The organism is Prauserella sp. PE36 (assembly GCF_003311655.1).
GTDB lineage: Bacteria > Actinomycetota > Actinomycetes > Mycobacteriales > Pseudonocardiaceae > Prauserella_A > Prauserella_A endophytica.
On sequence record NZ_QEQT01000050.1, the window covers coordinates 1 to 21443 of the forward strand.

Below are 21443 nucleotides of genomic sequence, written 5' to 3' on the forward strand. Positions count from 1 at the left end.
CCCCCGCCGGAAGTTCGCCACATAATTCGGCGGCCCAGCTTCCCGCCGGCTGCGTTCTAGGCGTAGAGCGACGCGAGGTGGTCGTAGTCGGGCTCGGCCGGCTCGCCACCGCCCACGTGCGCGTCGAGGGCATCGAGCATGACGTGCCAGCCGAGGCAGTAGTGGACGGCGGGCTCGGGCCGGACCGGGCGGTGCAACAGCACGAGCACCGTGGCGTCGTCCTCGGCTCGCAGCTCCCACCGCACGACCGAGTCCTCCTCGCCCGGCCACGACCACGAGTGCTCCAGCACCGACGGCGGCTCCACCGCCCGCACCGTGCCCTCCGCGCGGCCCTCCTCGCCGAAGTCGTACACCGCGACGCCGCCCACCCGCGCGTCGATGGTCACGCCCGGCAGCCAGCGCCCCTGCTCGTCCGGGTCGACGAGGGCCTGCCACACCCGCTCGGGCGAGTGCCGCAGCCGCCGTTCGAACCGGATCTGCCAGGCGCCGTCCGGCCCGAGACCGACGGTGCCTTTCAGGTCGTCGAGCGGGGCTCTGTCAACGGGACACATTCGGTACCTCCGGGTTCGTGTCGAGATGGTCTTCCAGTGCGTCGAGCCGGCCAGCCCAGTACCCGCGCATGCGGTCGACCCAGCCCGCGACCTCCGTCAGCGGGCCCGGGTCGAGCCGGTAAATCCGGCGCTGGGCGTCCTGCCTGCACGTGACCAGGCCCGCTTCCTTGAGCACGCGGAGATGCCGCGACACGGCAGGCCTGCTCACGTCGAACTCGGCGGCCAGCTCCCCCGCCGTGCGCTCGCGCGCCGCGACGAGCTCCAACACCCGCCGGCGATGCGGATCCGCCAGTACCGCGAAGACGTCCGTGGTCACGACGCCTATGTAACCATAGCTTTACGTAACCTGCAACTGACACAAGCTCGTCACGTCTCCGGCGGCCCGTCCTCGGCAGGCGCGGGATCGGCCCGCTCCGCGAGCAGCCGGTCGACCCTGGCGTGGGCCTGGGCGAGCTGCTCCCCCAGCTCGGCCAGCCGCGCCTCGTGGGCGGCGAGCGACCGCTCGGCCGTCTGCGCACTGGCCTCCGCCAGCCGCGTGGCGGTGCGTTGCTCGGCGAGCTCGCCACGGACGTGGTCGAGCTGCTCGCGCTGGGTCGCGTTCTCCTGCCGCGACTCGGCGAGATCCCGGCGGGTGTGCTCGAGCGATGCCTCGGCGGCCGTGAGCCGGGCGGTCGCGGCCTCCAGCCGTTCGCTGGCCAGGGTGTGGGCGCTGGTCAGGTCGCGCAGCTCAGCACGCGCCACCTCCAGCTGGTCGGCGAGCGCGGCCCGGCCGTCGCGCGCCTCGTCGAGCTGCTGCCGAGTGGCCCGGAGCTGGTGAGCCAGCTCGTCACGGGCCTGCGCGCTCGCCGTGGCGGCCGACTCGGCCGCACCCCGCGCGCGTTCGTGCTGCGCGATACGCGCCCACGCGTCGCGCTGGACCTGCTCGGCCTCGGCCGCCGCCCGCTGTGCCGCCTTCTCCGCCTCCGCTCGCGCGGCCCTGTCGTCCCTGGTCTGGGCCAGTGCCCGGTCTCTCGCCCGTTCCGCCTGTTCGGCGCGACGCAGAGCGTCCTCAGCCTGGGCCCGGGCCGCCACCGCCTGCTCCTCGGCCTGCCGCACCTGGGCGATCGCACCCTGCTCGGCGGCCTCCAGCCGGGCCGTCATGTCCCGGAGAGCGTCGAGTACGGGCCCCGTAGCGGGTCCGAACACCTCGGCGGCCCTCCGCAGCTCCACCAGCGGGTCCACCACTGCGGCCGTCTGGGCCGCCCTGCGCTGCCGCGACGCCGCGTCGGCATGGGCCTTGCAGCAGTACGACGACGGCCGCCCACCCTTGCGCCGCCCGTTCTCGTCCACCGACGGAGGCGGCAGCGGGTTGTCGCAGCCTTCCAGCGCGCACACCGGCTCCGGTTGCGCGTCTTCCTCGGTCTCCTCGGCGGTCACCAGCTCGTTCTCCACGTCGAATAGTTTCGCGGACGCGATACTCAAACCTGTAACGCGACACGCGAATCAGCGAAACGTATCTAACGCAGAGCTCCGTGATAATGCCCCTTATCACGGAGCCAGCCGCAGAACTTGACCTTCACACCGGTGTGAGCGCTTAGCGTGCGGCCATGACCTCGTTCGTCGCCCACCGCAACGGCCGGACCGCGACCGCCTCGGACCTGACCCCGCTGGCCTTCGCCGGCTACGCCCACTTCGCCGCCCTTCAGGTGCGCGGAGGCCGGGTCCGCGGCCTCGACCTCCACCTGTCGCGACTGCGCCGCGCGTCGATCCGGCTTTTCGGGCAGGCGCTGCCCGACGACATCGTGCGGTCCCGGCTGCGATCGGCCGTGGAGAACGGTCCCGCCGACGCGTCGGCGACGGCCACGGTGTTCTCGCCGGAGGGCGAGTTCACCCTTGGCGACCCGGATGTCGCCCCCGAACTGCTGGTGCGCACAGGCCCACCCGCCTCAGGGCCGGCCGGGCCGCTGGCGCTGCTGACCGTCGAACACGAACGGGTGCTGCCCGGGATCAAGCACGTCGGCGAGGTGGCCAAGACGTACTTCCTCCGCCAGGCCGTCGCGGAGGGCTTCGACGACGCCGCGTTCGTCGATCGCCGGGGACGGCTGAGCGAGGCCACGATCTGGAACCTCGCCTTCTGGGACGGCGACGCCGTGGTGTGGCCGGAGGCGGACGTGCTCGGCGGAACCACGATGGGCATCGTCCGCAGGCAGCTCGACCGGCTGGGCGTGCCGCAGCGAACGGCGGCCGTCACGCCCGCGGACGTTCGCGCACTGGCGGGAGCCGTGGTGATGAACTCCTGGACGCCCGGGGTCGCCGTGAACCGGATCGGACCCGTGGCGCTGCCCGAGGCTCCGCGGTTGCTGGAGCTGCTCCACCAGGCGTACGCCGCGGAGCCGCTGACCGGCCTGTGAGACGGTCCCCGGCTCGGCGGCCGGGGACCGTCCGCGCTACGCCGTTGGCACGGTGGCAGGCCGCCGCAACCCCACGGCGAGCGCGCCGCACAGCAGCGCCGTCGCCACCAGTGCCGCGCTGACCCAGATCGGTGACCGGTAACCGAGACCGCCACCGATCACGACGCCGCCGAGCCACGGCCCGAGGGCCGCTCCGACGTTGAAAGCCGCCGTGGCGAACCCGCCGCCGAGCGTGGGCGCCTCCGGTGTCGCGTAGAGCACCTGGGAGATCAGGGTCGAGCCGACCGCGAACGACAGCGTCGCCTGGGCGAACAGGAGCACGACGGCCGCCGCCGGGTTGGCGGCCACGATGGCGAACGCAATCCAGCCGGTCAGCAGGGCGAGCCCTCCCGCCACCAGCAACGGCAGCGGGTGCGTGTCGGCGAACCGGCCGCTGAGGGTCACCCCCGCGAACGAGCCGATGCCGAACACCGCCAGCAGCGCCGGAACCCAGCCCGGCGCGAATCCGGTGACGTCGGTCGCCAGCGGCGCGAGGTAGGTGAACGCGCAGAACGTCGCGCCGTTCACCAGCGAGCCGAGCAGCAGGGTTACCAGCAACCGGGGACGGCGCAGCGCCCGCAGCTCGCGCCGCGCGCTGGGCGGCGCGTCCTCGCCTCGGTCGCCGGGAACCGACCGCAGGATGGCGAACACCGCGGGCACCGACACGAGGGCCACCGCCCAGAACGCGGAGCGCCAGCCCCACAGTTGACCGAGCAGCGCACCGGCGGGCACCCCCGCCACACACGCCAGGGTCACCCCGCCGAGCAATGCCGACGTGGCCCGCCCCTTGGCGTCCGGACCGACGAGCCTGGTCGCCACGGCGAGCGCGACGGCGAGGAACCCCGCGTTGGCGAGTGCCGCGAGCACACGGGTCGCGAGCAGAACCCCGAAGCTAGGGGTGACCGCGCCGACCACGTGCACGAGCACGAAGGCGATCAGGAAGGTCAGCAGCGCTCGCCGTGGCGACCAGCGCAGGCTCGCGATCGCCAGCAGCGGTGCGCCGGCGATCATGCCGACGGCGAACACCGAGGTCAGCGATCCCGCCGCCGGAACCGACACCCGCAGGTCGGCGGCGATGTCCGGCAGCAGTCCGGACAGCATGAACTCGGACGTGCCCTGGGCGAACACCGCAAGTCCGAGCAGGTAGATGACAAGAGGCACAGCAAGACTCCGGAAAACCACGTCGTGGGTCGACAGGGACGCGGCAGAGCTGCGGGCACCAAGGGGCCCGCTACCGCGGAAAAGGGATCAGTCCGATGTCGAGCGCGAATCGATGGCGGCGGTCGCTGATAGCGACGGCACGAGAAAGGCCACCGGCGCGCCGGTGGCTAGAGTCTTGACGCCTCGGGACTGGACATGATCGCAAGGTAGCAACGCCCGCCGAGCCGAGTCCACCGACTATCCGGACGCACCCGCCTTGGCCGGCGCGGTGAACACACGTTTACCATCGTGCGGGTAAACACCGGTTCACCCCTGGAGCGACGTGACCGCCCAGCCCGTCCCCCGCCCGCGCCTGTTCGTCGCCACGCTCGCGTTCGGCGGTGTCGTCGTCGCACTGATGCAGACGCTCGTCGTGCCGCTGCTGCCCCTGTTACCAGGCCTCACCGGCGCCTCCCGATCGGACGTGAGCTGGCTCGTCACCGCCACGCTGCTGACGGGCGCGGTGTGCACGCCGCTGCTCGGCCGTGCCGGCGACATGTACGGCAAGCGCCGGATGCTGCTGCTCAACCTCGGGTTCATGGTCACCGGGTCAGCGCTGTGCGCGGTCACCTCGCAGCTGCCGGTGCTCATCGCGGGCAGGGCGCTGCAGGGCACGGCGATCGCCTTCGTGCCGCTGGGGATCAGCATCATGCGCGACGAGCTGCCACCGGAGCGCGTGGTGTCCGCGATCGCCGTCATGAGCTCCACCATCGGCGTGGGAGCGGCGTTCGGCATGCCGTTCTCGGCTCTCGTGGTGCGCTACGCCGACTGGCACACGATGTTCTGGGTCTGCGTGGCACTCGGGGTCGCCGAGGCGCTGCTGGTGCTGCTCCTCGTGCCCGAGTCACCGGTGCGCACCAGCGGCCGGTTCGACATCGCCGGCGCGCTGGGACTCACCGCGATCCTGGTGTGCGGGCTGCTGGCCGTGTCGAAGGGCGGCACGTGGGGCTGGACGGGGCCGCTCACGCTCGGGCTGTTCGCCGCGGCCGCCGCGCTCGCACCGGTGTGGGGCCTGCACCAGCTGCGCGCGCGGCGCCCGCTGGTCGACCTCCGGGTCATCGCACGCCCTCCGGTGCTGTTCACCAACCTCGCCGCCCTGCTCGTCGGGTTCGCCTACTACGCCAACTCGCTGGCCACCGCCCAGCTCGTGCAGGAACCCACATCGACCGGCTACGGGCTCGGCGAGTCCGTGGTGGTCAGCGGGCTGTGCCTGCTGCCTGCCGGGGTCACGATGGTGCTGTTGTCCCCGGTCTCGGCCAGGTTGTCGGCCGCCCGCGGGCCCCGCTGGACCCTCGCGGTCGCGTGCACGCTGCTCGCCTTCGGCTATGTCGTGCGCCTGTTCACGAGCGAGAACCTCGCGACGATCATCGCGGGTGCGACGGTGGTCGCGGCGGGTACCGCCGTGGCGTACTCCGCCCTGCCCGCCCTGATCGTGCATGCTGTGCCCGTGACCGAGACCGCCGCGGCCAACGGGCTCAACGTCCTCATGCGCTCCATCGGCCAGTCCGGGTGCAGTGCCGTGGTCGGCGCCGTGCTGGCCGGTGTCACCGCCACCCGCGCCGGGCACACCGCGCCCACGCTGAACGCCTATCTCCTCGTGTTCGTCCTCGCCGGCGCCGCGGCGCTCGCCGCGCTGGTGTGCACCCTGCTGATCCCTGGGCGGGCACGGGCGGGGAAGGCCAAGCCGGCTTTCGCGGAGGCGGCCGCGTGACCGCCTCCGACTCAGGGCGGGGCGCGATCCTGCGGGCCGCGCGCAAGGCGTTCGCCCGGCAGCCCTACGCCGCCGTGACCCTGCGCGACATCGCCGCGGAGGCCGGGGTCAGCGCGTCACTGATCGTGAAGCACTTCGGCAGCAAGGAGGGTCTGTTCGACACGGTCGCCGACTTCACCGGAGCGGCCGACGCCCTGCTCGCCGTGCCCAACGCCGAACTGGGCAGGCACCTGGTGCTCACGCTCGTGCGGTACCGCCGGGAACAGGGCAGCGACCTCCTGGTGCGCGTGGTGTTCGCGGCGGGAAGCGGCGACGAACGCGCCCTGCTGCGGGAGCGGTTCCGCCAGCAGGTGACCGACCGGATCGCGACCCGGTTGGAAGGCCCCGACGCCGGCCTGCGCGCCGAGCTGGTGGTCGCGCACCTGCTCGGGCTGGGCGCGGTGCTGGCCGTCGACCGCGAGGGCCTGGCAGCGACCGTGAACCCGGAGCGCGTCGCCGACCACTACGCGCCCGGCTTGCAGGCGCTCATCGACGGATAGCCCCGCCGGGCCCTCGCCAGCGCCCTGCGCACCAGCCACCCCACCACGGCCACGGCCGCGAGCACGACCACGGCGGACAAGCCGAACCACTGGGCGAGCGAGTCGTAGGCCGACGCCGCCACGTAGCCGAGCGTCGTGAGCGTCGCGCCCCACAGCGCCGCCACCGGCACGCTCACGGCGGCGAAGCGGCGGTAGGTCATCCCTCCGTACCCGGCGAGCCGGGGAGTGAGCGTCCGCGTCACCGCGAACCACTGCGCCACGCCGAGCGCCGCCACTCCCCTGCGTTCCAGCAGCCCGAGCGCGCGACCGCGCGGACCGTGCAGCCGCCTCGGCGTCGGCAGGGCACCCTGTCTGCCTCGCAGGTACGCCAGCTGGGTGCCCACCACGGCGGCCAGCGCCACGGTCGCCGCCGCGAGCGCCGGCTCGGCCAGCCCGCCCCTGGCCAGCACCCCGATCGCGATCACCGCGCTCGCCCCCGGCAACGCCACACCGATCAGCAACCCGGCCTCGGCGGTGACCAGCAGGCCGGCGACGACGAGCAGCAGGGGCCGTGGCAGGCCAGCCAGCCACGGCAGGACGTCAGGCATGGGCGCCCGGCCCGACCGGTCGCCTGCACACGTAGACGAGCGCGGGCGGCAGGTTCCGCCACACCGTACGCGTGACGATCACCTCGTCGAAGAAGATGTCCAGCAGCGCGCGGAACCGCTGCGCACCGGCGAGGCGCGAGGCATGCCGGTAGGCGAACGTGCTGAAACCCCCGCCCGGCCCGAGCGCCCCACACACCTGTGCCAGCACCCGGCGCTGGAGGTCCTCACCGAACAGCGACCACGGCAGGCCGCTCACCACGGCCTCCACGCGCGCCGCGCCGACGCCGGCGAGCAGCGTGTCCAGCTCGGCGGCGTCGCCGCACAGCACCGACATCGCGGGATGCCTGCGCCGGAGGTGCTCCGCCATCCTCGGGTTGATCTCCACCGCGAGATGCCTGCCACCGGGAGGCAGCCGACGGTCGATCACCTCGCTGACAGCGCCCGTGCCGGGGCCCAGCTCCACGACCACGGGGCTGCCCTGCCGGGGCACCACCGTGGCCAGTTGCCGACCGAGATCACGCGAGCTGGGGACGACGGCGCCGACGAGATGCGGTTGCCGCAGCGCCGCCGCGAGAAAGACGGGCAAGCCGCGCGCGGGTGTCCTGGTGGTCATGATCCCCACGGTTTCAGTGATCAAGCCCGTTTCCCTCGGCCAGCGGGCCGCACCTCGCGGCCGGGTGAAGGATCCGCGCCTCCTCCCCCGGTAGGAGGCGCGGATCCGGCGGCCTCCCTAAGGTCGAGTTGTGCTGTCGCGGTTTCTGAGCCGGTTTCCCACGCTCGTGTGGGCACCGGTCCGATTCCTGCCGCTGGTGTGCGCGCTGGCGTACCTCTTCTTGCTCTGCCGCCCACTGAACCCCGGCACGGCTGACTGGGTGCTCGGCCTGACGTCGGCCACGGCCACGATCGCGGGTGGGCGGTTCCCGCTGGCCGTCACGGTCGCGCAGTCCGTGCTGCTCGTCGTCGGCACGCGGGTCGCCTCGGCGACGGCGGCCGAGGCGCTGCTTTTCGTGTTCGCGGCCATCGCGGTCGGCGAGCTGACGATGCGCCGCGCGGGCAGGCAGTGCTGGGTCGGCGGCATCGTCTACGTGGCGGCGCAGCTCGCGGTGTACACCCAGAACTTCGACCCGCTGCTGACCCCGCCGACGATCGCCGTCGCCACCCTGCCGCCGATCATGATCGGCTACTACATCCGTTCGGTGCTCAACGTCGCGATGGAGGCCGAGCGCAGGCGGCAGGCCGCCGTGCGGGAGGCGAGGGCGGGCGAGCGGACCGCGATCGCACGGGAGCTGCACGACCTCGTGGCCCACTACATGGCGTCGGTCGCGATGCGCGTCGGCGCGGCCAGGGTCGCGCTGGGCGACCGGGAACCCGAGGTCGCACAGGCGCTGACCGACGTCCACGGCACTGCCCGCACGGCGCTGAACGACCTGCGACGGCTGGTCTCGACGCTGCGCGACCCGGCGACCGTCAACGACGAGGCCGGTGCGGCCCTCGCGGAACCCGACGGGCTCGCGGGCGCCCTCGTCGCTGCGGTCGAACGCGCGCGCGGCACCGGCCTGATACTGGACGCGGAGATCGATCCCGCCGTCGCCGCACTGGATGCCATGCGGCGGCTCGCGGTCCTGCGAGTGGTGCAAGAGGGCCTGACGAACGTGATCAAACATGCCGGTACCCGGGCGCGCGCGAGCCTGCGCGTGCACGCCCGCGACGACGAGGTGCGGGTCGAGGTGCGCGACGACGGCGGCGGCACGGGCGGCCACGAACTCCGCCCCGGCACCGGTTTCGGCCTGGTGGGCATCCGCGAACGGGTGGAGCTGCTGGGCGGGCACATGCGGGCGGGTGCGCTGGCGTCCGGCTGGGAGCTGACCGTCGCCGTGCCCACCGGCGTCCCGGAGGCGGTGCGGTGATCCGGGTCCTGCTCGTCGACGACCAGCAGCTGGTGCGGGCGGGCCTGCGCATGCTGTGCGGCACCACCGAGGATCTCGAAGTGGTCGGCGAGGCCGACAACGGGCACCAGGCCACCCAGCTGGTGGAGCGGACCACGCCCGACGTCGTGGTGATGGACCTGCGGATGCCCGGTGTGGACGGGATCTCGGCCACCGCCCGCATCCTGGCGTCGCGGCCTGCCACCCGGATCCTCGTGCTCACCACGTTCGACGACGACGAGCACCTGTACCCCGCGCTCGCGGCAGGGGCCCACGGCTTCCTCGCCAAGGACGCGGCGCCGGAGGAGGTACTGGAGTCGATCAGGCGCGTCGCGGCCGGGGACGCCCCGTTCAGCCGCACCGTGCTGCACCGGCTCGTCCGGACCGCCGTCACCGCGCGGGAGTCGGACCCGGCGCGCCCGCTGCCGGAGCTGGCGCAACTCACCGACCGCGAACGCGACGTGCTCGCGCTGATCGGCGACGGGCTGTCGAACGGCGAGATCGCCCAGCGCCTGCACATCGGGGTCACCACGGTGAAGACCCACGTGGCGAGCCTGATGACCAAGACCGGCATCCCGAACCGCGTCCGGCTGGCCGTGCTGGCGGCGCGGGCCGACCTCACGCTCGGCTGAGTGGACCATCCCACCATGGGAGAGTCCACCATGGTGGTGTGCAGCACGAACTTCTCACCATCGGCAGCTTCGCGCCGAAGCCGCTCGCCCCGGTCCACGTGGACGCGAGCTCGGGCTACCGCTGCTACGCCGTCCACGTCGAGGAGCACAGCGCATGACCATGGTGAACGGCGTCGACACCCGCGGCGGGCAGCACTGCGAGACCACGGCACTGGGGGTGCTGCTGCGCCACGAGGGGCTCGACCTTTCGGAGCCCATGCTCTTCGGCCTCGGCTCGGGTCTGTCATTCCTCTACTGGGACGGCAAGAACCTGGACTTTCCCTTCCTCGGCGGCCGGGTGAAACCGTTCGAGCTGACCAGGAAGCTGGCCACGACGCTCGGGCTGGAGCTGCGCGTCCGAGAGACCGGCTCGGCCCGCAGGGCGTGGGAGAACGTCGCGGGACCACTCGATGCGGGGCACCCCGTCGGCCTGCAGCTCGACAGCTACCACCTGGACTACTTCACCGCGAAGGTCCACCTCGGCGGGCACGTCGTGGCGATGTACGGATACGACGACCACGCCGCCTACCTCGTGGACACCGAACAGCAGGGCGGAGCGGTGTCCACGAGCCTGCCCAGCCTCGCCGAGGCCAGGGCCGCACGTGGCCCCATGACGGCACGGCACCGCTCGTTCACCCTCACCGTGCCGAGCGGCGCGCCTTCGCCGTGCACCCGGCTCGTACCCGCCATCACCGCCTGCGCCGACGCCTTCCTCGACCCGCCCATCGCCAACGTCGGCCACCGGGGCATCGCGAAGGCGGGCAAGCTGGTGCGAACCTGGCTCGAACGCGCCGACGACCCGCGGCGGGACCTGCCGCAGGCCGCGCGTCTCATGGAGCAGGCGGGCACCGGCGGTGCCCTGTTCCGTAACCTCTACCGTGACTTCCTAGCCGAGGCCACCGGGGTGCTCGACAGCGCGCACCTGCGCACCGGTCACCGTCTGTACGCCGAGGCGGCCCTGTTGTGGACGGAGACCGCGGCGCTGATCGCGAGGGCCGGCGAGTCCGGCGACGCGGACCGGCTCGTGCAGGCGAGCGCCGTGCTGGGCGAGCTGGCTCGCATCGAACGGGAGGCCATGCAGTCGCTCAGCCGCCTCGGGAGTTGAGTCCGGCTGCCTCGGCCGCGCGCTCGGCCCGCGCCAGCAGCAGCGTCCGTTCGCGCTCGTTGCGGGTCAGCCCGGCCGCCGAGGTGAACTCCTCGTGTGCCTCGGCGTGCCTGCCGAGCTTGGCGAGCAGGTCGCCGCGCACGCTCGGCAGCAGGTGGTACTTCGCGAGCGCCGGCTCCCCGGTCAGCCGGTCGACGAGCGCGAGCCCGGCGTCCGGACCGTCCGCCATGGACACCGCGACCGCCCGGTTGAGCTCCACGATCGGCGACGGGTTCACCCGGTTCAGCTCGCCGTACAGCGCGGCGATGCGGGACCAGTCCGTCTCCTGCGGCGTGCGGGCACGGGCGTGGCAGGCCACGATCGCGGCCTGCAGCGCGTACGGGCCGAGCGAGTCGGTGAGCGCCTCGGCGCGTTGCAACGCGGCGAGCCCCCTGCGGATGAGCAACCGGTCCCAGCGGCCGCGGTCCTGGTCGAGCAGCAGGATCGGCTCCCCGTCGGGCCCAGTGCGGGCCCTGGCGCGGGACGCCTGGATCTCCAGCAGCGCCACCAGCCCGTGCACCTCGGGTTCCTTCGGGGCGAGCTGGGCCAGCACGCGGCCCAGCCGCAGCGCGTCCGTACACAGCTCCGGCCGCATCCAGTCGTCGCCCGCGGTGGCGGAGTAGCCCTCGTTGAAGATCAGGTAGACGACCTCCAGCACGGACGACAGGCGCTCGGCCAGCTCCGCACCCTGCGGCACCTCGAACGGGATCTTCTTCTTCGCGAGCGTCTTCTTGGCGCGCACGATCCGCTGCGCGACGGTGGGTTCGGGCACCAGGAACGCGCGTGCGATCTCGTCGGTGGTCAGGCCGCCGAGCAGGCGGAGTGTCAGCGCGACGCGCGCCTCGGTGGACAGCACCGGATGGCACGCCGTGAACACCAGTCGCAGCAGGTCGTCGCCGATGTCGTCCAGTTCGGGCTCGGGCTCGACCCGCGTCTCCAGGTCACGACCGATCTCCTCGACCTTGCGCTCCAGCCGTTCCTGGCGGCGGAACTGGTCTATCGCCCGCCGTTTGGCCACGGCCATGAGCCAGGCTCCGGGGTTGTCGGGGACGCCCGACTCGGGCCACTGCTCCAGTGCCGCCACGAGCGCGTCCTGCGCGAGCTCCTCCGCGGCCCCGACATCACGCATCATCCGGGCCAGCCCGGCGATGAGCCTGGCGGACTCGATCCGCCAGACGGCCTCGATCGCGCGATGGGTTTCCACGGCAGCCGTCACAGCCGCCAATCACAGCAGGACGGCGGCGTGACGGCAAGCGGGTTCAGGACTTGTGCTGCTCAGCGATCTTCTCGCGCAGCTTGTCCTCGGCCTCCTTGATCTCCGGTGTGTAGGAGTCGCCGAAGTCCTCGGCCTCGGCGACCTTGCGGATCTCGACCTCGCCCTCGGCGAACGGGATCCGGCGAGCCCATTCGATGGCCTCGTCCTTGGACTTGACGTCGATGATCCAGTAGCCGGCGATGAGCTCCTTGGTCTCGGTGAACGGGCCGTCGACCACGGTGGTCTTGCCCTTGCCGTGGTACTGGACCTTCGCGCCCTTGGCGGTCTCCAGCAGGCCGTTGCCGTCCAGCATCACGCCCGCCTTGACCAGCTCCTCGTTGTACCTGCCCATCTCGGCGAGCTCCTGCTCGGACGGCACCGCGCCGGACTCGGATTCCTCGCTGGCCTTGACGATCATCATGAAGCGCATGTCGTTGTCTCCCTCTGTGTCGGTGACCGGCTCCCGTGCCGGTCGTCAACGACGCGTCGAACGGACCCCCGGCGGAATCGACACGGCCCCGACATCTTTTCCGACTTTTTCCTCCGGCGACAGTGCACAATCGCCAGACCATGATCGACCGCCCGAACTCCGGTGAGCTGGCCCTTCGGCAGGCCACCGCGCACGACCTCGCCGAGGCCGTGGCCCTGTTGCCCGCCCTGCCACCCGCCGACCCGTCGGACCGCTACGCCGTCCGGCACGTCACCGTGCTCTGGCTGAGCTCCGACAAGAGCGAGCACACCCGTCGTGCCTACTACGCCGACCTCGCGGCCTGGCTGTCGTGGTGCGACCGCAGCGGGCTCGACCCGCTCCGCGCGCGGCGCGCGGATGTCGACGCGTGGAAGACGACGCTCACGGTGACCGGCCGCGACGGCGTTCCCCGGCCCGCCGCGCCATCGACGGTCGCACGCACCCTTGCCGGCGTGTCGAGCTGGTACCGGTACCTCCAGTCCAACGACGTCACCGACACCAACCCGATCGGCGCCGTGACCAGGCCCAAGCGGGCCAAGGCCTCGCCTCGCTCGGCGCTCGACGAGCGATCCACCGCCGCGCTGCTCGACCATGTCGAGTCCCGCGCGCTGCGCCTCGACACGGAGGCCGCCTGGCGCGACGCCGCACTCTTGGCGCTGCTCTTCTACACGGGGCTGCGCGTCTCCGGCATCACCACCGCGACCGTCGCCGACCTCGACACCGACTCGGGGCACACGATCCTGCGTTACACCGGCAAGGGCGGGCAGCGTGACTTCGTCCCCGTGGTGGCACCGGCGCTGCGCCCGCTCGCGCGCTACCTCGGCCGCCGCGCCGACCGTGTGGGGCTGGCCCCCGAGCGGCTCACCGGGCCGCTGCTCGCAACCACCCCGCATCCGCACGACCCGGCCAAGCCCGGCGGCAAACCGCTGCGGCAGCGGGACGTGTGGCAGGCGCTGCGCCGGTTCGCCGAGGCCGCCGGGCTGCCCGCCGCGGCGACCATCTCGCCGCACACGGCCCGCCGCACCACCGGCACCCTGCTGCTGGCTCACAACGTCCCGGTGCAGAAGGTGCAGGACCTCCTGGGCCACGCCGATATCCGCACCACTCGCGACCGCTACGACGCCCATCGGCACAAGCTCGACAGCTCGCCGGCCCACACCCTCGCGCAGATCCTCGCCGAGCACCGCGGCCAGACCTAGCCAAGCCACCACGGGACCCCGACTGCAGTGAAGGCCACCTTCACTGCGTTCAGCGCGGTGAAGGTGGCCTTCACTGCAGTCGAGCTGGCGTCACGCTGGGGTGCGCGTCGCGCCGAGGACCTCGCCGTTGAGCACCAGTAGCCAGCTGCCGCAGACACAGCGCCGGTAGCTGACCTGGCCGCTCGACATCGGATGGGTCGAGGCCGCGGGAACCGGCAGTTCGCGAATGGGCCACCCGCATCGCGGGCAACGTTGGTCAATCATGCCGCCATCGTGATGTAATGCCTTAGTGGAGTTCAACCCTTACGGCGGCACCGCTGCACGCGTCGCCGTGGTGATCGTCAACGCGGCGGGCGCACCGCCGGAGGAACTGGTGTCCCGGCTGCGGGCCGAGGACATGCGGCTCACGTCGCTGACCACGGCACAGGCTCGTGACGTGGCCGAATGGGCGGAGCGGCTGCGGCAGGTGTTCGCCGAGCCGGACGTCGGCAGGCGCGTGGAGCTGCTGAACACGCTGCTGGCCGACTCCGCGTGCCGCCCGCACATCTCACGGCACCACGGCAAGCCGCCGCACATCCACTACGCCGCCGAGGACGACGGCTGGGTGCGCCGCATCCAGGCCTACACCGCGGGCGGCCTCGCGCACCTGCTCTGCGACGACCCCGCCCGCATGGGCGTGTGCGCGCGTGAGGGCTGCGACGTCGTGTACGTCGACACCTCGCGCAACGGCCGCCGCCGGTTCTGCTCCACCCGCTGCGCCACCCGGGTCCACGTCGCCGACCACCGCGAACGACAGCGCGTGTTCCAGGCCACAACGACGGCATCACTACAGTGCGGAGCATGATCGAACGGTTCGTGGTCCTCGGCGACTCGTTCAGCGAAGGCGTCGGCGACGACGACCCGGCCTACCCCAACAACGTGCGCGGCTGGGCCGATCGCACCGCCGAGCAGCTCGCCCGGCACAACCCCGCGCTCGCCTACGCCAACCTGGCGATCCGCGGCAGGCTCCTGCCGCAGGTGCTGGCCGAGCAGCTCGGGCCCGCGGTGGAGATGAAGCCCGACCTCGTCAGCCTCTACGCGGGCGGCAACGACCTGATGCGGCCGAAGACCGACATCGACGCGCTCGCCGAGCAGTACGACGCCGCCGTGGGCACGCTCGCCGCAACCGGCGCCACCGTAATGCTCTTCACCGGCGTCGACGGCGTCGAGGACCCGTTGTTCCGCCGGATGCGCGGCCGCACGGCCATCTACAACGAGCATGTGCGCCTCATCGCCGCCCGGCACAGCACGCTGCTCGTGGACATGTGGGCCATGCGCGAGCTGCGCGACCGGAGGCTGTGGTCGGCCGATCGCATCCACCTCAACGCGCTCGGCCACACGCGAATCGCCCGCGCCGTGCTCGACGTCCTCGGCGTGGAGCACACCGTCGCACCGGACGAGCTGGGTCCGCGTGCGGTGCTCAGCCCCCGGCAGGAGCGGGCACAGAACCTGCGGTGGGCTCGCGAGCACGCGCTGCCCTGGATCGGTCGTCGCCTGCGTGGCGAGTCCTCCGGCGACGCCGTCACGCCCAAGCGCCCCGAGCTCTCGCCGGTGTCCGACCTCGGGCGCTGAGAGCCGGCCCGTCCGGCCTGTTGACCGCCCGCTCGTGTCGGTGTCGGCGACGTGGCTACCGCACACCACCGGCACACCGTAGCGGTCACGGTCGTGTGCGGGCCGACCTCAGCGACGACGGCGTCTGCGCCAGAAAGCGCTGAGCACAAAGGAAAGGGCGCCCTCGCGAGTCGATCGCGAGGGCGCCCCTTGCCACTGTGGCTACTGCTGCCGAGGCGGCCCGCCATACGGCGGGTTCTGCGGCGGGTACGGACCACCGCCGCCCTGCGGCGGGTTGAACGGACCCGGCTGCTGCGGGTAGCCCTGCTGTGGGCTCGCACCGAACGGCCCCGAGGGCGGGGTCGGCGGGTTGTTCGCAGGCGGAGCCGGCGGCGGCGGTGGCGGGGTCGGCGGCAGCTGCTGCTGCTGGGGCGGCTCCTGCGCCTCGTCCGCCTCCGGCTCGGGCTCGGTGGGCCGTGGTGTGCCACCGAGCGGGGACAGCGCCGACGGCCTCGGCCCCGGAGTGGAGGTCAGCGGACCGGGAACTTCCTGCCGCGCAACGGCTTCCGCCTCCCGCACGGCCTCGGCGACCTTCGGGTCGGTCGAGGTGTCGAACCAGCTGGCGACCTCGTCGTCGTCCAGCGCGGGCATCTCCACCCGCTCCTCCTTCGGCGGCTCGTAGCGGAACACGCCGTCCTCACCGGGCGCACCGAGCGAACGCGCGAAGCCCTCGAGCGCCTTGCCGTAGTCGCTGGGCACGAGCCACACCTTGTTGGCGTCGCCCTGCGCCATCTGCGGCAGAGTCTGCAGGTACTGGTACGCCAGGACCTCCGGTGTCGGCCTGCTCGCCTTGATGGCGGCGAACACCTTCTCGATCGCCTTGGCCTGACCCTGCGCCTGCAGGTAGCGGGCGGCCCGCTCACCCTGTGCGCGCAGGATCCGCGACTGCCGTTCCGCCTCGGCGGCGAGAATCGCGGCCTGCTTGGAACCCTCGGCCGCGAGGATCTGGCTCTGCTTCTGACCTTCCGCCGTCTTGATCGCGGACTCCCGCTGACCCTCGGCGGTGAGGATCATCGCGCGCTTCTCCCGGTCGGCGCGCATCTGCTTCTCCATCGAGTCCTGAATGGAGGGTGGCGGGTCGATCGCCTTCAGCTCCACGCGGGCGACACGGATGCCCCACCGGCCGGTCGCCTCGTCGAGCACACCGCGCAGCTGCTGGTTGATCGAGTCACGCGAGGTCAGTGTGTCCTCGAGGCTCATGCCACCGACCACGTTGCGCAAGGTGGTGGTGGTGAGCTGCTCCACACCCACGATGTAGTTGGAGATCTCGTAGACCGCGGCACGGGAGTCGGTGACCTGGAAGTACACCACCGTGTCGATCGAGACGGTCAGGTTGTCCTGCGTGATGACCGGCTGCGGAGGGAACGAGACGACCTGCTCGCGCAGGTCGACCCTGGCCCGTACCTTGTCGAGGAACGGGACCAGGAAGTTCAGGCCGGGAGAGGCAACGGTCTTGAACCGGCCGAGGCGCTCGATCACCGCCGATTGCGCTTGAGGCACCACCATCAGCGCCTTCGCGACCGTGACGATCACGAACAGTGCGAGGATGGCGACAACGATTATCGCTGCCGTCGACAAAACGTACTTCCCTTCGTCTTTCTATCGTTTTCCGCGCTGGCGCCGACGGCCATCACGGTTCCGCCGAAACCACGGCGGTCGCCCCGGAGATCTCGACGACCGTGACCGTCGTGCCTGGATCGATCACTTGCCCCTCGGCGATGCTGCGGGCCGACCACACGTCACCGGCGAGTTTCACCTGACCACTGTGCGCATCCACAGTAGACACTGTCAGCGCCTGGGCTCCCACCAGGGCGTCGGCGTTCGTCTTGACTCCAGGGCCGGAGAGGAACCGGCGTTTCAGCGCCGGTCTGGCGAGCACAATAAGGCCGAGCGAGGCGACCGCGAACACCGCGACGTCGATGAACACGTTCCCGGACAACGCCGCCGAGCCCGCGCCGAACAAGGCGCCGAGCCCGAGCATGAGGAGAACGAAATCGCCGGAAAGCACTTCCGCCACGATCAGGCCGACTCCGACAATGAGCCAGATGAGTGCCGCTGTCATGCCGCCATGCTCCCAGATCGTCACCATTTCCACCGAGAAGATCACGGGAAGTGATCTACGCGTGACCTTGCCGGAGGATGCTCACGCCTCCGGATCGGTGACGAAGTCGATCAAGCGTTCGACGGCACCGATGAGTGGGGTCTCGAGATCGCGGAAGCTGCTCACCCCGGCGAGCACGCGCTGCCAGCCCTCGTAGGGTTCGCCCCAGCCGAGCGCGGTGCAGATGCCTTCCTTCCACTCCACGCCCTTGGGCACCGACGGCCACTGCCGGATCCCCACCGACGCGGGCTTCACCGCCTGCCAGACGTCGACGTAGGGATGGCCGGTGACCAGCACGTTCTCGTCGTCGATCGCCGCGACGAGCCGGGACTCCTTGCTGCCGGGCACGAGGTGGTCCACGAGAACCCCGAGCCTGCGGCCCGGCCCGGTGCCGAACTCCGCGATGCGCTCGGCGAGCACGTCGACGCCGTCCAGAGCTTCGACGACGACGCCCTCCACGCGCAGGTCGTGTCCCCAGACCCGTTCTACGAGTTCGGCGTCGTGCTTGCCCTCGACCCAGATGCGCGAGTCGCGCGCGACGCGGGCCTTGAGCCCCTCGACCCGCACCGACCCCGACGCCGACATCGTGCGCGCGGGTGTGGCGGTCTGGCGGGCGGGTACCAGGGTCACCGGTTTGCCCTCCAGCAGGAACGCGGCCGGTCCCAGCGGGAAAACGCGGTGGTTGCCGTGCCGGTCCTCGAGCACGGCGCTGCCGTACTCGAGCTTCACGAGCGCCCCGCAGTAGCCGCTCGCGGGGTCCTCCAGCACCAGACCCGGCTCGGCGGGCACCTCCGGCACCTTCCGCCTGCGCGGCCCGCTCAGGATGTCGTCGTAGGAATGGGAGCGCACGGAGCCGAACCTAGCGGGAGGCCGTCGCCCGGCGCTCCCCGCCACGCCGTCAGCCCGCCGCCTCGATGCGACCCTCGACGCCGTCGAGGATCCGCTGCAGCCCGTACTCGAAGCTGTCGAGGTCGCTTTCGAACGCCCCTGCGGCCCTGACCTCGCGCACGGCGGGGAACGCATCGCCGGCCAGGTACTCGTCGAGCATCGGTCCGTGCTCGGCCCACCACTGCGCCTCGCTGACGCCGGTGCGCTGCTCGCGGTCCCGCATCTCGACCGAGCGGCGCGCCATCCCGCGGATGTAGGTGTCGATCACGTCGGCGACGGCCACGATCTCGGCCTCCGGCAGTCCGGTGCCGGCCAGCGACCGCAGCGCCGAGTCGAAGCGGCGCATCGTGTTCGGTCCGAGCGGGTGGCGGCCGGAGGCGTGCAGCGTCCACTCGTGCCGGTGGTAGAGCCTCCAGTCCTCGCGCGCCCACGACTCGGTCTTGGCCCGCCACGAGCCCTCGACCGTGTGCGGCAGCACGCCCTCGGCGTCCACGGCGTCGAGCATCAGGCTCACCAGCTCGGCCTTCGCGGGCACGTAGGTGTAGAGCGACATCGTCCCGACGCCGAGCCGGTCGGCCACCTTGCGCATCGATAGGCCCATGAGGCCGTCGGCGTCGGCGATCTCGATGGCGGCCTGGACGATCCGGTCGAGGTCGAGCGCCGGTTTGGGGCCGCGGCGGGCGCCGTTCTCGGCGCGCCAGAGCAGTCGCATGCCCCGCGTGAGGTCGGGCGAACCGTCGTTGTCGTGCGTCATCGGGGCCATCCTATGACTCCGTGCGCTGTACGGGGTAAGCTGGCACCTTCACTTCGTACACCGTACTGAGTTGGGGGCTGTCCAGATGACGATCCTGGTGACCGGCGCGACGGGCAACATCGGCCGCATGGTGGTCGACGAGCTGTCCGGCCGCGGCCACACGATTCGCGCACTCACCACCAACCCCGCCAAGGCCGCGCTACCCGCCGAGGTGGAGGTGTTCACCGGCTACGTGCGGAAGCCGGAGACACTCACCGCCGCTCTCGACGGCGTGGAGAAGCTCTACCTCCCGCCCACCGCGGAGACGATCGAGACCGTGGCGGAGATGGCGAAGCGGGCCGGCGTCCGCCACGTCGTCGCGCTCACGTCGATCCTCGCCACCGACGACGCCGAGGACGAGTACGCGCTGTCGTTCGTCGCCATCGAGCGCACGCTGCGCGAGTCGGGCCTGGACTGGACCTTCCTGCGTCCGGGAGCCTTCATGGAGAACACGACCAACTGGGCGGAGAGCATCCGCACCGAGAGCGTCGTGCTTGCTCCGTTCCCGCAGTCCTCCGACACGGCCATCGCGATGTCGGACATCGCCGCCATCGCGGCCACCGCGCTCGCCGGCGACGGCCACGAGAACAAGGTCTACTGCCTCAGCGGTCCCGAGCAGATCACGATCCCGGAGCAGGTGCGGGCGCTCGGGGACGCGCTCGGCCGGGACATCCGCTACATCGAGCAGACCAGGGACGAGGCCAAACAGGCCTGGTTGGCCTCCGGGATCGACGAGGACACCGCCGAGTGGCTGCTGGCGGGAGGCCCGGACCTGCGGGTACCCGTCGAGCACGACTTCGAGCGGGCCACCGGCCGACCGCCCATCACCTACGCCGAGTGGGCCCGGCGCAACGCCGACTTGTTCCGCTGATCAGAACAGCGGCCACGGTATCGCACGCCAGTCGTCGCCCGGCGCCGGGAAGACGGGCTCCGCGAGGAGCTGGTCGGCGCGCCGGGCCACCGCGCGGATCTCCGCGCGGGTGAGGTGCGCGGCGAGCGTCTCCCCCAGCTCGTGGTCCAGCGCCCAGCGCAGCTTCTGCAGCTTGTCCACCGACTCGCCGGGCAGCGGGTCACCCACCCAGCCCCACAGCACGGTCCGCAGCTTCGGGTCGGTGTGCAGGCAGATGCCGTGGTCGACGCCGTAGATCCGCCCGTCGCCACCGGCCAGAACGTGCCCGCCCTTGCGGTCGGTGTTGTTCACGACGATGTCGAGCACGGCCAGGTCCCGCAGGCCCTGATGGTCCGCGTGGGCGAGCACCGCGGGCTCGCCCAGCCGGTCGTGGGCGTGCAACACCACACGCCAGCCCTCCGGCAGGTCCTCGGGCGCGCAGACGTCGACGAGCTCCTCGTCGGTCGTCTCGATCCAGAGCTGCACCATGCCCTCGCCGAACGGCCCGTCACGCAGCACCGTCGGCGGCACGCTCCCCAGCTCGGCGGCCTCCGCGACCAGGTACGTCGCCACTTCGCGGCCCGCGAGCGTGCCGTCGGGGAAATCCCACAGCGGGCGTTCGCCGTTCAACGGCTTGTACACCGCGTTGGCGCTCACGCCGTCGAGCTCGATGTTGCAGAACAGCGTGACGTTCGAGGCGTCGACGAGCCTGCCCTCGACGTCGATGCGGCCGCGCGCGACCAGCTCCCTGGCCGCGGGGTCGGCCGGGTCCACGTGTTCTGCTGCCAACTCGCTGTCAGCTTTCGTCGTCGGTGAGTTCCGAATCCCGACGATAGCCGTTCTGGCGCGGGCAGATGTGTCCCGCGGGGTCGAGGGGTTCACCACACAGCGGGCACGGCTTGCGGCCCGCGTTGACGACGCGGTCGGCCCGCGCGGCGAACGCGCGCGCGGCGGCGGGGCTCAGGAAGACCCGCACCGCGTCGGGGCCTTCCTCGGTGTCGTCGAGCACCACCGTCTCGTCCACCTCGCCCTCCGTGATGGCGAGCAGCTCTATGACCACCGCCTTGCTCTCGGCGTCCCAGCCGAGGCCCATCGTGCCGACCCGGAACTCCTCCTCGACGGGAACGTCGAGCGGTTCGGTGTCGACCAGCTCGTCGGGGACCTCCTCCGGCACGTCGGCGCCGAAGCGGCTGGCGATCTCCTCGAGCAGCGAGCCGAGCCGTTCGGCCAGCACGGCGACCTGTTGCTTCTCGATCGTCACGCTGATCGTGCGGGTGGTCTCCGACGCCTGCAGGAAGAACGTGCGGTCGCCGGGTTCCCCGACGGTTCCCGCGACGAAGCGGTCGGGTTGACGGAAGACGTGTATGACGCGAGCCATGGCACTTACGACCCTAAGCCAACTTCCAAGATCAAGCTCGTCCGGGGCGAGCACTCGCGTCCCG

At 71.8% G+C, this 21443-nt stretch carries 25 protein-coding genes; 10 read left to right on the forward strand and 15 right to left on the reverse strand.

Annotated features, from left to right (window positions below):
• Positions 1-56: 56 nt before the first annotated feature.
• The 3 genes from DI005_RS11005 to DI005_RS11015 are packed head-to-tail and all read right to left on the reverse strand — an operon-like array spanning position 57 to position 1982.
• The gene (locus DI005_RS11005; RefSeq protein ID WP_112270456.1) at positions 57-551 is read right to left on the reverse strand and encodes an SRPBCC family protein; all 495 of its coding nucleotides are present in this window, start codon (positions 549-551) and stop codon (positions 57-59) included.
• Positions 538-867 (reverse strand): helix-turn-helix transcriptional regulator, encoded by a 330-nt coding sequence (locus tag DI005_RS11010; protein ID WP_112270458.1) that lies wholly within the window; start codon positions 865-867, stop codon positions 538-540. Before DI005_RS11010 ends, DI005_RS11005 begins: the two co-directional genes overlap by 14 nt.
• Before the next feature lie 50 nt (positions 868-917).
• Entirely contained in the window at positions 918-1982 is a 1065-nt protein-coding gene (locus tag DI005_RS11015) for a hypothetical protein (RefSeq protein WP_112270460.1), read from the reverse strand.
• Positions 1983-2137: 155 nt separating this feature from the next.
• Here DI005_RS11015 and DI005_RS11020 point away from each other — a divergent pair, with 155 nt between their 5' ends.
• Positions 2138-2941 carry an aminotransferase class IV family protein gene (locus DI005_RS11020; RefSeq protein ID WP_113642053.1) on the forward strand — a complete coding sequence of 268 codons (804 nt, stop codon included), beginning with the start codon at positions 2138-2140 and terminating at the stop codon, positions 2939-2941.
• Positions 2942-2977: 36 nt separating this feature from the next.
• Here DI005_RS11020 and DI005_RS11025 read toward each other — a convergent pair whose 3' ends face one another.
• Positions 2978-4141 carry a Cmx/CmrA family chloramphenicol efflux MFS transporter gene (locus DI005_RS11025; RefSeq protein WP_113642054.1) on the reverse strand — a complete coding sequence of 388 codons (1164 nt, stop codon included), beginning with the start codon at positions 4139-4141 and terminating at the stop codon, positions 2978-2980.
• A gap of 322 nt (positions 4142-4463) precedes the next feature.
• Here DI005_RS11025 and DI005_RS11030 point away from each other — a divergent pair, with 322 nt between their 5' ends.
• Positions 4464-5891, forward strand: coding sequence for an MFS transporter (locus DI005_RS11030; protein ID WP_233520087.1), 1428 nt, complete (start codon positions 4464-4466; stop codon positions 5889-5891).
• A complete protein-coding gene (locus tag DI005_RS11035; RefSeq protein WP_112270466.1) occupies positions 5888-6430 on the forward strand; it encodes a TetR/AcrR family transcriptional regulator in 543 nt (180 codons plus the stop codon). The genes DI005_RS11030 and DI005_RS11035 overlap by 4 nt, the downstream gene beginning before the upstream one ends.
• Here DI005_RS11035 and DI005_RS11040 read toward each other — a convergent pair.
• Together DI005_RS11040 and DI005_RS11045 are read right to left on the reverse strand one after the other, a co-directional pair.
• Positions 6394-7017, reverse strand: a complete 624-nt coding sequence (locus DI005_RS11040) for a DedA family protein (RefSeq protein WP_113642055.1) — start codon at positions 7015-7017, stop codon at positions 6394-6396. The genes DI005_RS11035 and DI005_RS11040 overlap by 37 nt on opposite strands.
• Positions 7010-7630 (reverse strand): class I SAM-dependent methyltransferase, encoded by a 621-nt coding sequence (locus DI005_RS11045; protein WP_112270470.1) that lies wholly within the window; start codon positions 7628-7630, stop codon positions 7010-7012. The genes DI005_RS11040 and DI005_RS11045 overlap by 8 nt, the downstream gene beginning before the upstream one ends.
• Positions 7631-7760: 130 nt before the next feature.
• On the opposite strand from DI005_RS11045, the gene DI005_RS11050 reads away from it, so the two are divergent.
• The 3 genes from DI005_RS11050 to DI005_RS11060 all read left to right on the forward strand — a co-directional run bounded on the left by DI005_RS11050 (position 7761) and on the right by DI005_RS11060 (position 10718).
• On the forward strand, positions 7761-8924 hold the full coding sequence (locus DI005_RS11050) for a sensor histidine kinase (protein WP_113642056.1): 1164 nt from the start codon (positions 7761-7763) through the stop codon (positions 8922-8924).
• Positions 8921-9574, forward strand: a complete 654-nt coding sequence (locus DI005_RS11055) for a response regulator transcription factor (RefSeq protein WP_112270474.1) — start codon at positions 8921-8923, stop codon at positions 9572-9574. Before DI005_RS11050 ends, DI005_RS11055 begins: the two co-directional genes overlap by 4 nt.
• 154 nt (positions 9575-9728) lie before the next feature.
• Positions 9729-10718 (forward strand): BtrH N-terminal domain-containing protein, encoded by a 990-nt coding sequence (locus DI005_RS11060; protein ID WP_113642057.1) that lies wholly within the window; start codon positions 9729-9731, stop codon positions 10716-10718.
• Here DI005_RS11060 and DI005_RS11065 read toward each other — a convergent pair.
• Positions 10699-11982 carry an RNA polymerase sigma factor gene (locus tag DI005_RS11065; protein WP_113642058.1) on the reverse strand — a complete coding sequence of 428 codons (1284 nt, stop codon included), beginning with the start codon at positions 11980-11982 and terminating at the stop codon, positions 10699-10701. The genes DI005_RS11060 and DI005_RS11065 overlap by 20 nt on opposite strands.
• Before the next feature lie 34 nt (positions 11983-12016).
• Positions 12017-12442: a YciI family protein gene (locus tag DI005_RS11070; protein ID WP_112270479.1), complete on the reverse strand. Its 426-nt coding sequence runs from the start codon at positions 12440-12442 to the stop codon at positions 12017-12019.
• Between the two features lie 140 nt (positions 12443-12582).
• Between DI005_RS11070 and DI005_RS11075 the strand changes: the two genes are divergently transcribed.
• The gene (locus DI005_RS11075; RefSeq protein ID WP_113642059.1) at positions 12583-13680 is read left to right on the forward strand and encodes a tyrosine-type recombinase/integrase; all 1098 of its coding nucleotides are present in this window, start codon (positions 12583-12585) and stop codon (positions 13678-13680) included.
• Positions 13681-13770: 90 nt separating this feature from the next.
• On the opposite strand, the gene DI005_RS38530 is transcribed toward DI005_RS11075, so the two are convergent.
• Positions 13771-13944 carry a hypothetical protein gene (locus DI005_RS38530; protein ID WP_170200523.1) on the reverse strand — a complete coding sequence of 58 codons (174 nt, stop codon included), beginning with the start codon at positions 13942-13944 and terminating at the stop codon, positions 13771-13773.
• 25 nt (positions 13945-13969) lie between these two features.
• Here DI005_RS38530 and DI005_RS11080 point away from each other — a divergent pair, with 25 nt between their 5' ends.
• Positions 13970-14524 carry a CGNR zinc finger domain-containing protein gene (locus tag DI005_RS11080; protein WP_113642060.1) on the forward strand — a complete coding sequence of 185 codons (555 nt, stop codon included), beginning with the start codon at positions 13970-13972 and terminating at the stop codon, positions 14522-14524.
• Entirely contained in the window at positions 14521-15291 is a 771-nt protein-coding gene (locus tag DI005_RS11085; protein ID WP_113642061.1) for an SGNH/GDSL hydrolase family protein, read from the forward strand. Before DI005_RS11080 ends, DI005_RS11085 begins: the two co-directional genes overlap by 4 nt.
• A 201-nt stretch (positions 15292-15492) precedes the next feature.
• On the opposite strand, the gene DI005_RS11090 is transcribed toward DI005_RS11085, so the two are convergent.
• From DI005_RS11090 to DI005_RS11105, 4 genes are all read right to left on the reverse strand, one after another.
• Positions 15493-16836 (reverse strand): SPFH domain-containing protein, encoded by a 1344-nt coding sequence (locus DI005_RS11090; protein ID WP_233520106.1) that lies wholly within the window; start codon positions 16834-16836, stop codon positions 15493-15495.
• A 124-nt stretch (positions 16837-16960) separates the two neighbouring features.
• Positions 16961-17392, reverse strand: a complete 432-nt coding sequence (locus DI005_RS11095; protein ID WP_112270690.1) for an NfeD family protein — start codon at positions 17390-17392, stop codon at positions 16961-16963.
• 81 nt (positions 17393-17473) lie between these two features.
• Entirely contained in the window at positions 17474-18280 is an 807-nt protein-coding gene (locus tag DI005_RS11100) for a DUF3097 domain-containing protein (RefSeq protein ID WP_112270487.1), read from the reverse strand.
• A 49-nt stretch (positions 18281-18329) separates the two neighbouring features.
• On the reverse strand, positions 18330-19073 hold the full coding sequence (locus DI005_RS11105) for a TetR/AcrR family transcriptional regulator (protein WP_112270692.1): 744 nt from the start codon (positions 19071-19073) through the stop codon (positions 18330-18332).
• Positions 19074-19158: 85 nt separating this feature from the next.
• On the opposite strand from DI005_RS11105, the gene DI005_RS11110 reads away from it, so the two are divergent.
• On the forward strand, positions 19159-19983 hold the full coding sequence (locus DI005_RS11110; protein WP_113642062.1) for an NAD(P)H-binding protein: 825 nt from the start codon (positions 19159-19161) through the stop codon (positions 19981-19983).
• On the opposite strand, the gene DI005_RS11115 is transcribed toward DI005_RS11110, so the two are convergent.
• Entirely contained in the window at positions 19984-20790 is an 807-nt protein-coding gene (locus DI005_RS11115; protein ID WP_113642063.1) for an SCO1664 family protein, read from the reverse strand. It lies immediately after the preceding gene.
• Between the two features lie 7 nt (positions 20791-20797).
• Positions 20798-21379, reverse strand: a complete 582-nt coding sequence (locus DI005_RS11120; protein WP_110336007.1) for a DUF3090 domain-containing protein — start codon at positions 21377-21379, stop codon at positions 20798-20800.
• Positions 21380-21443: the final 64 nt, after the last annotated feature.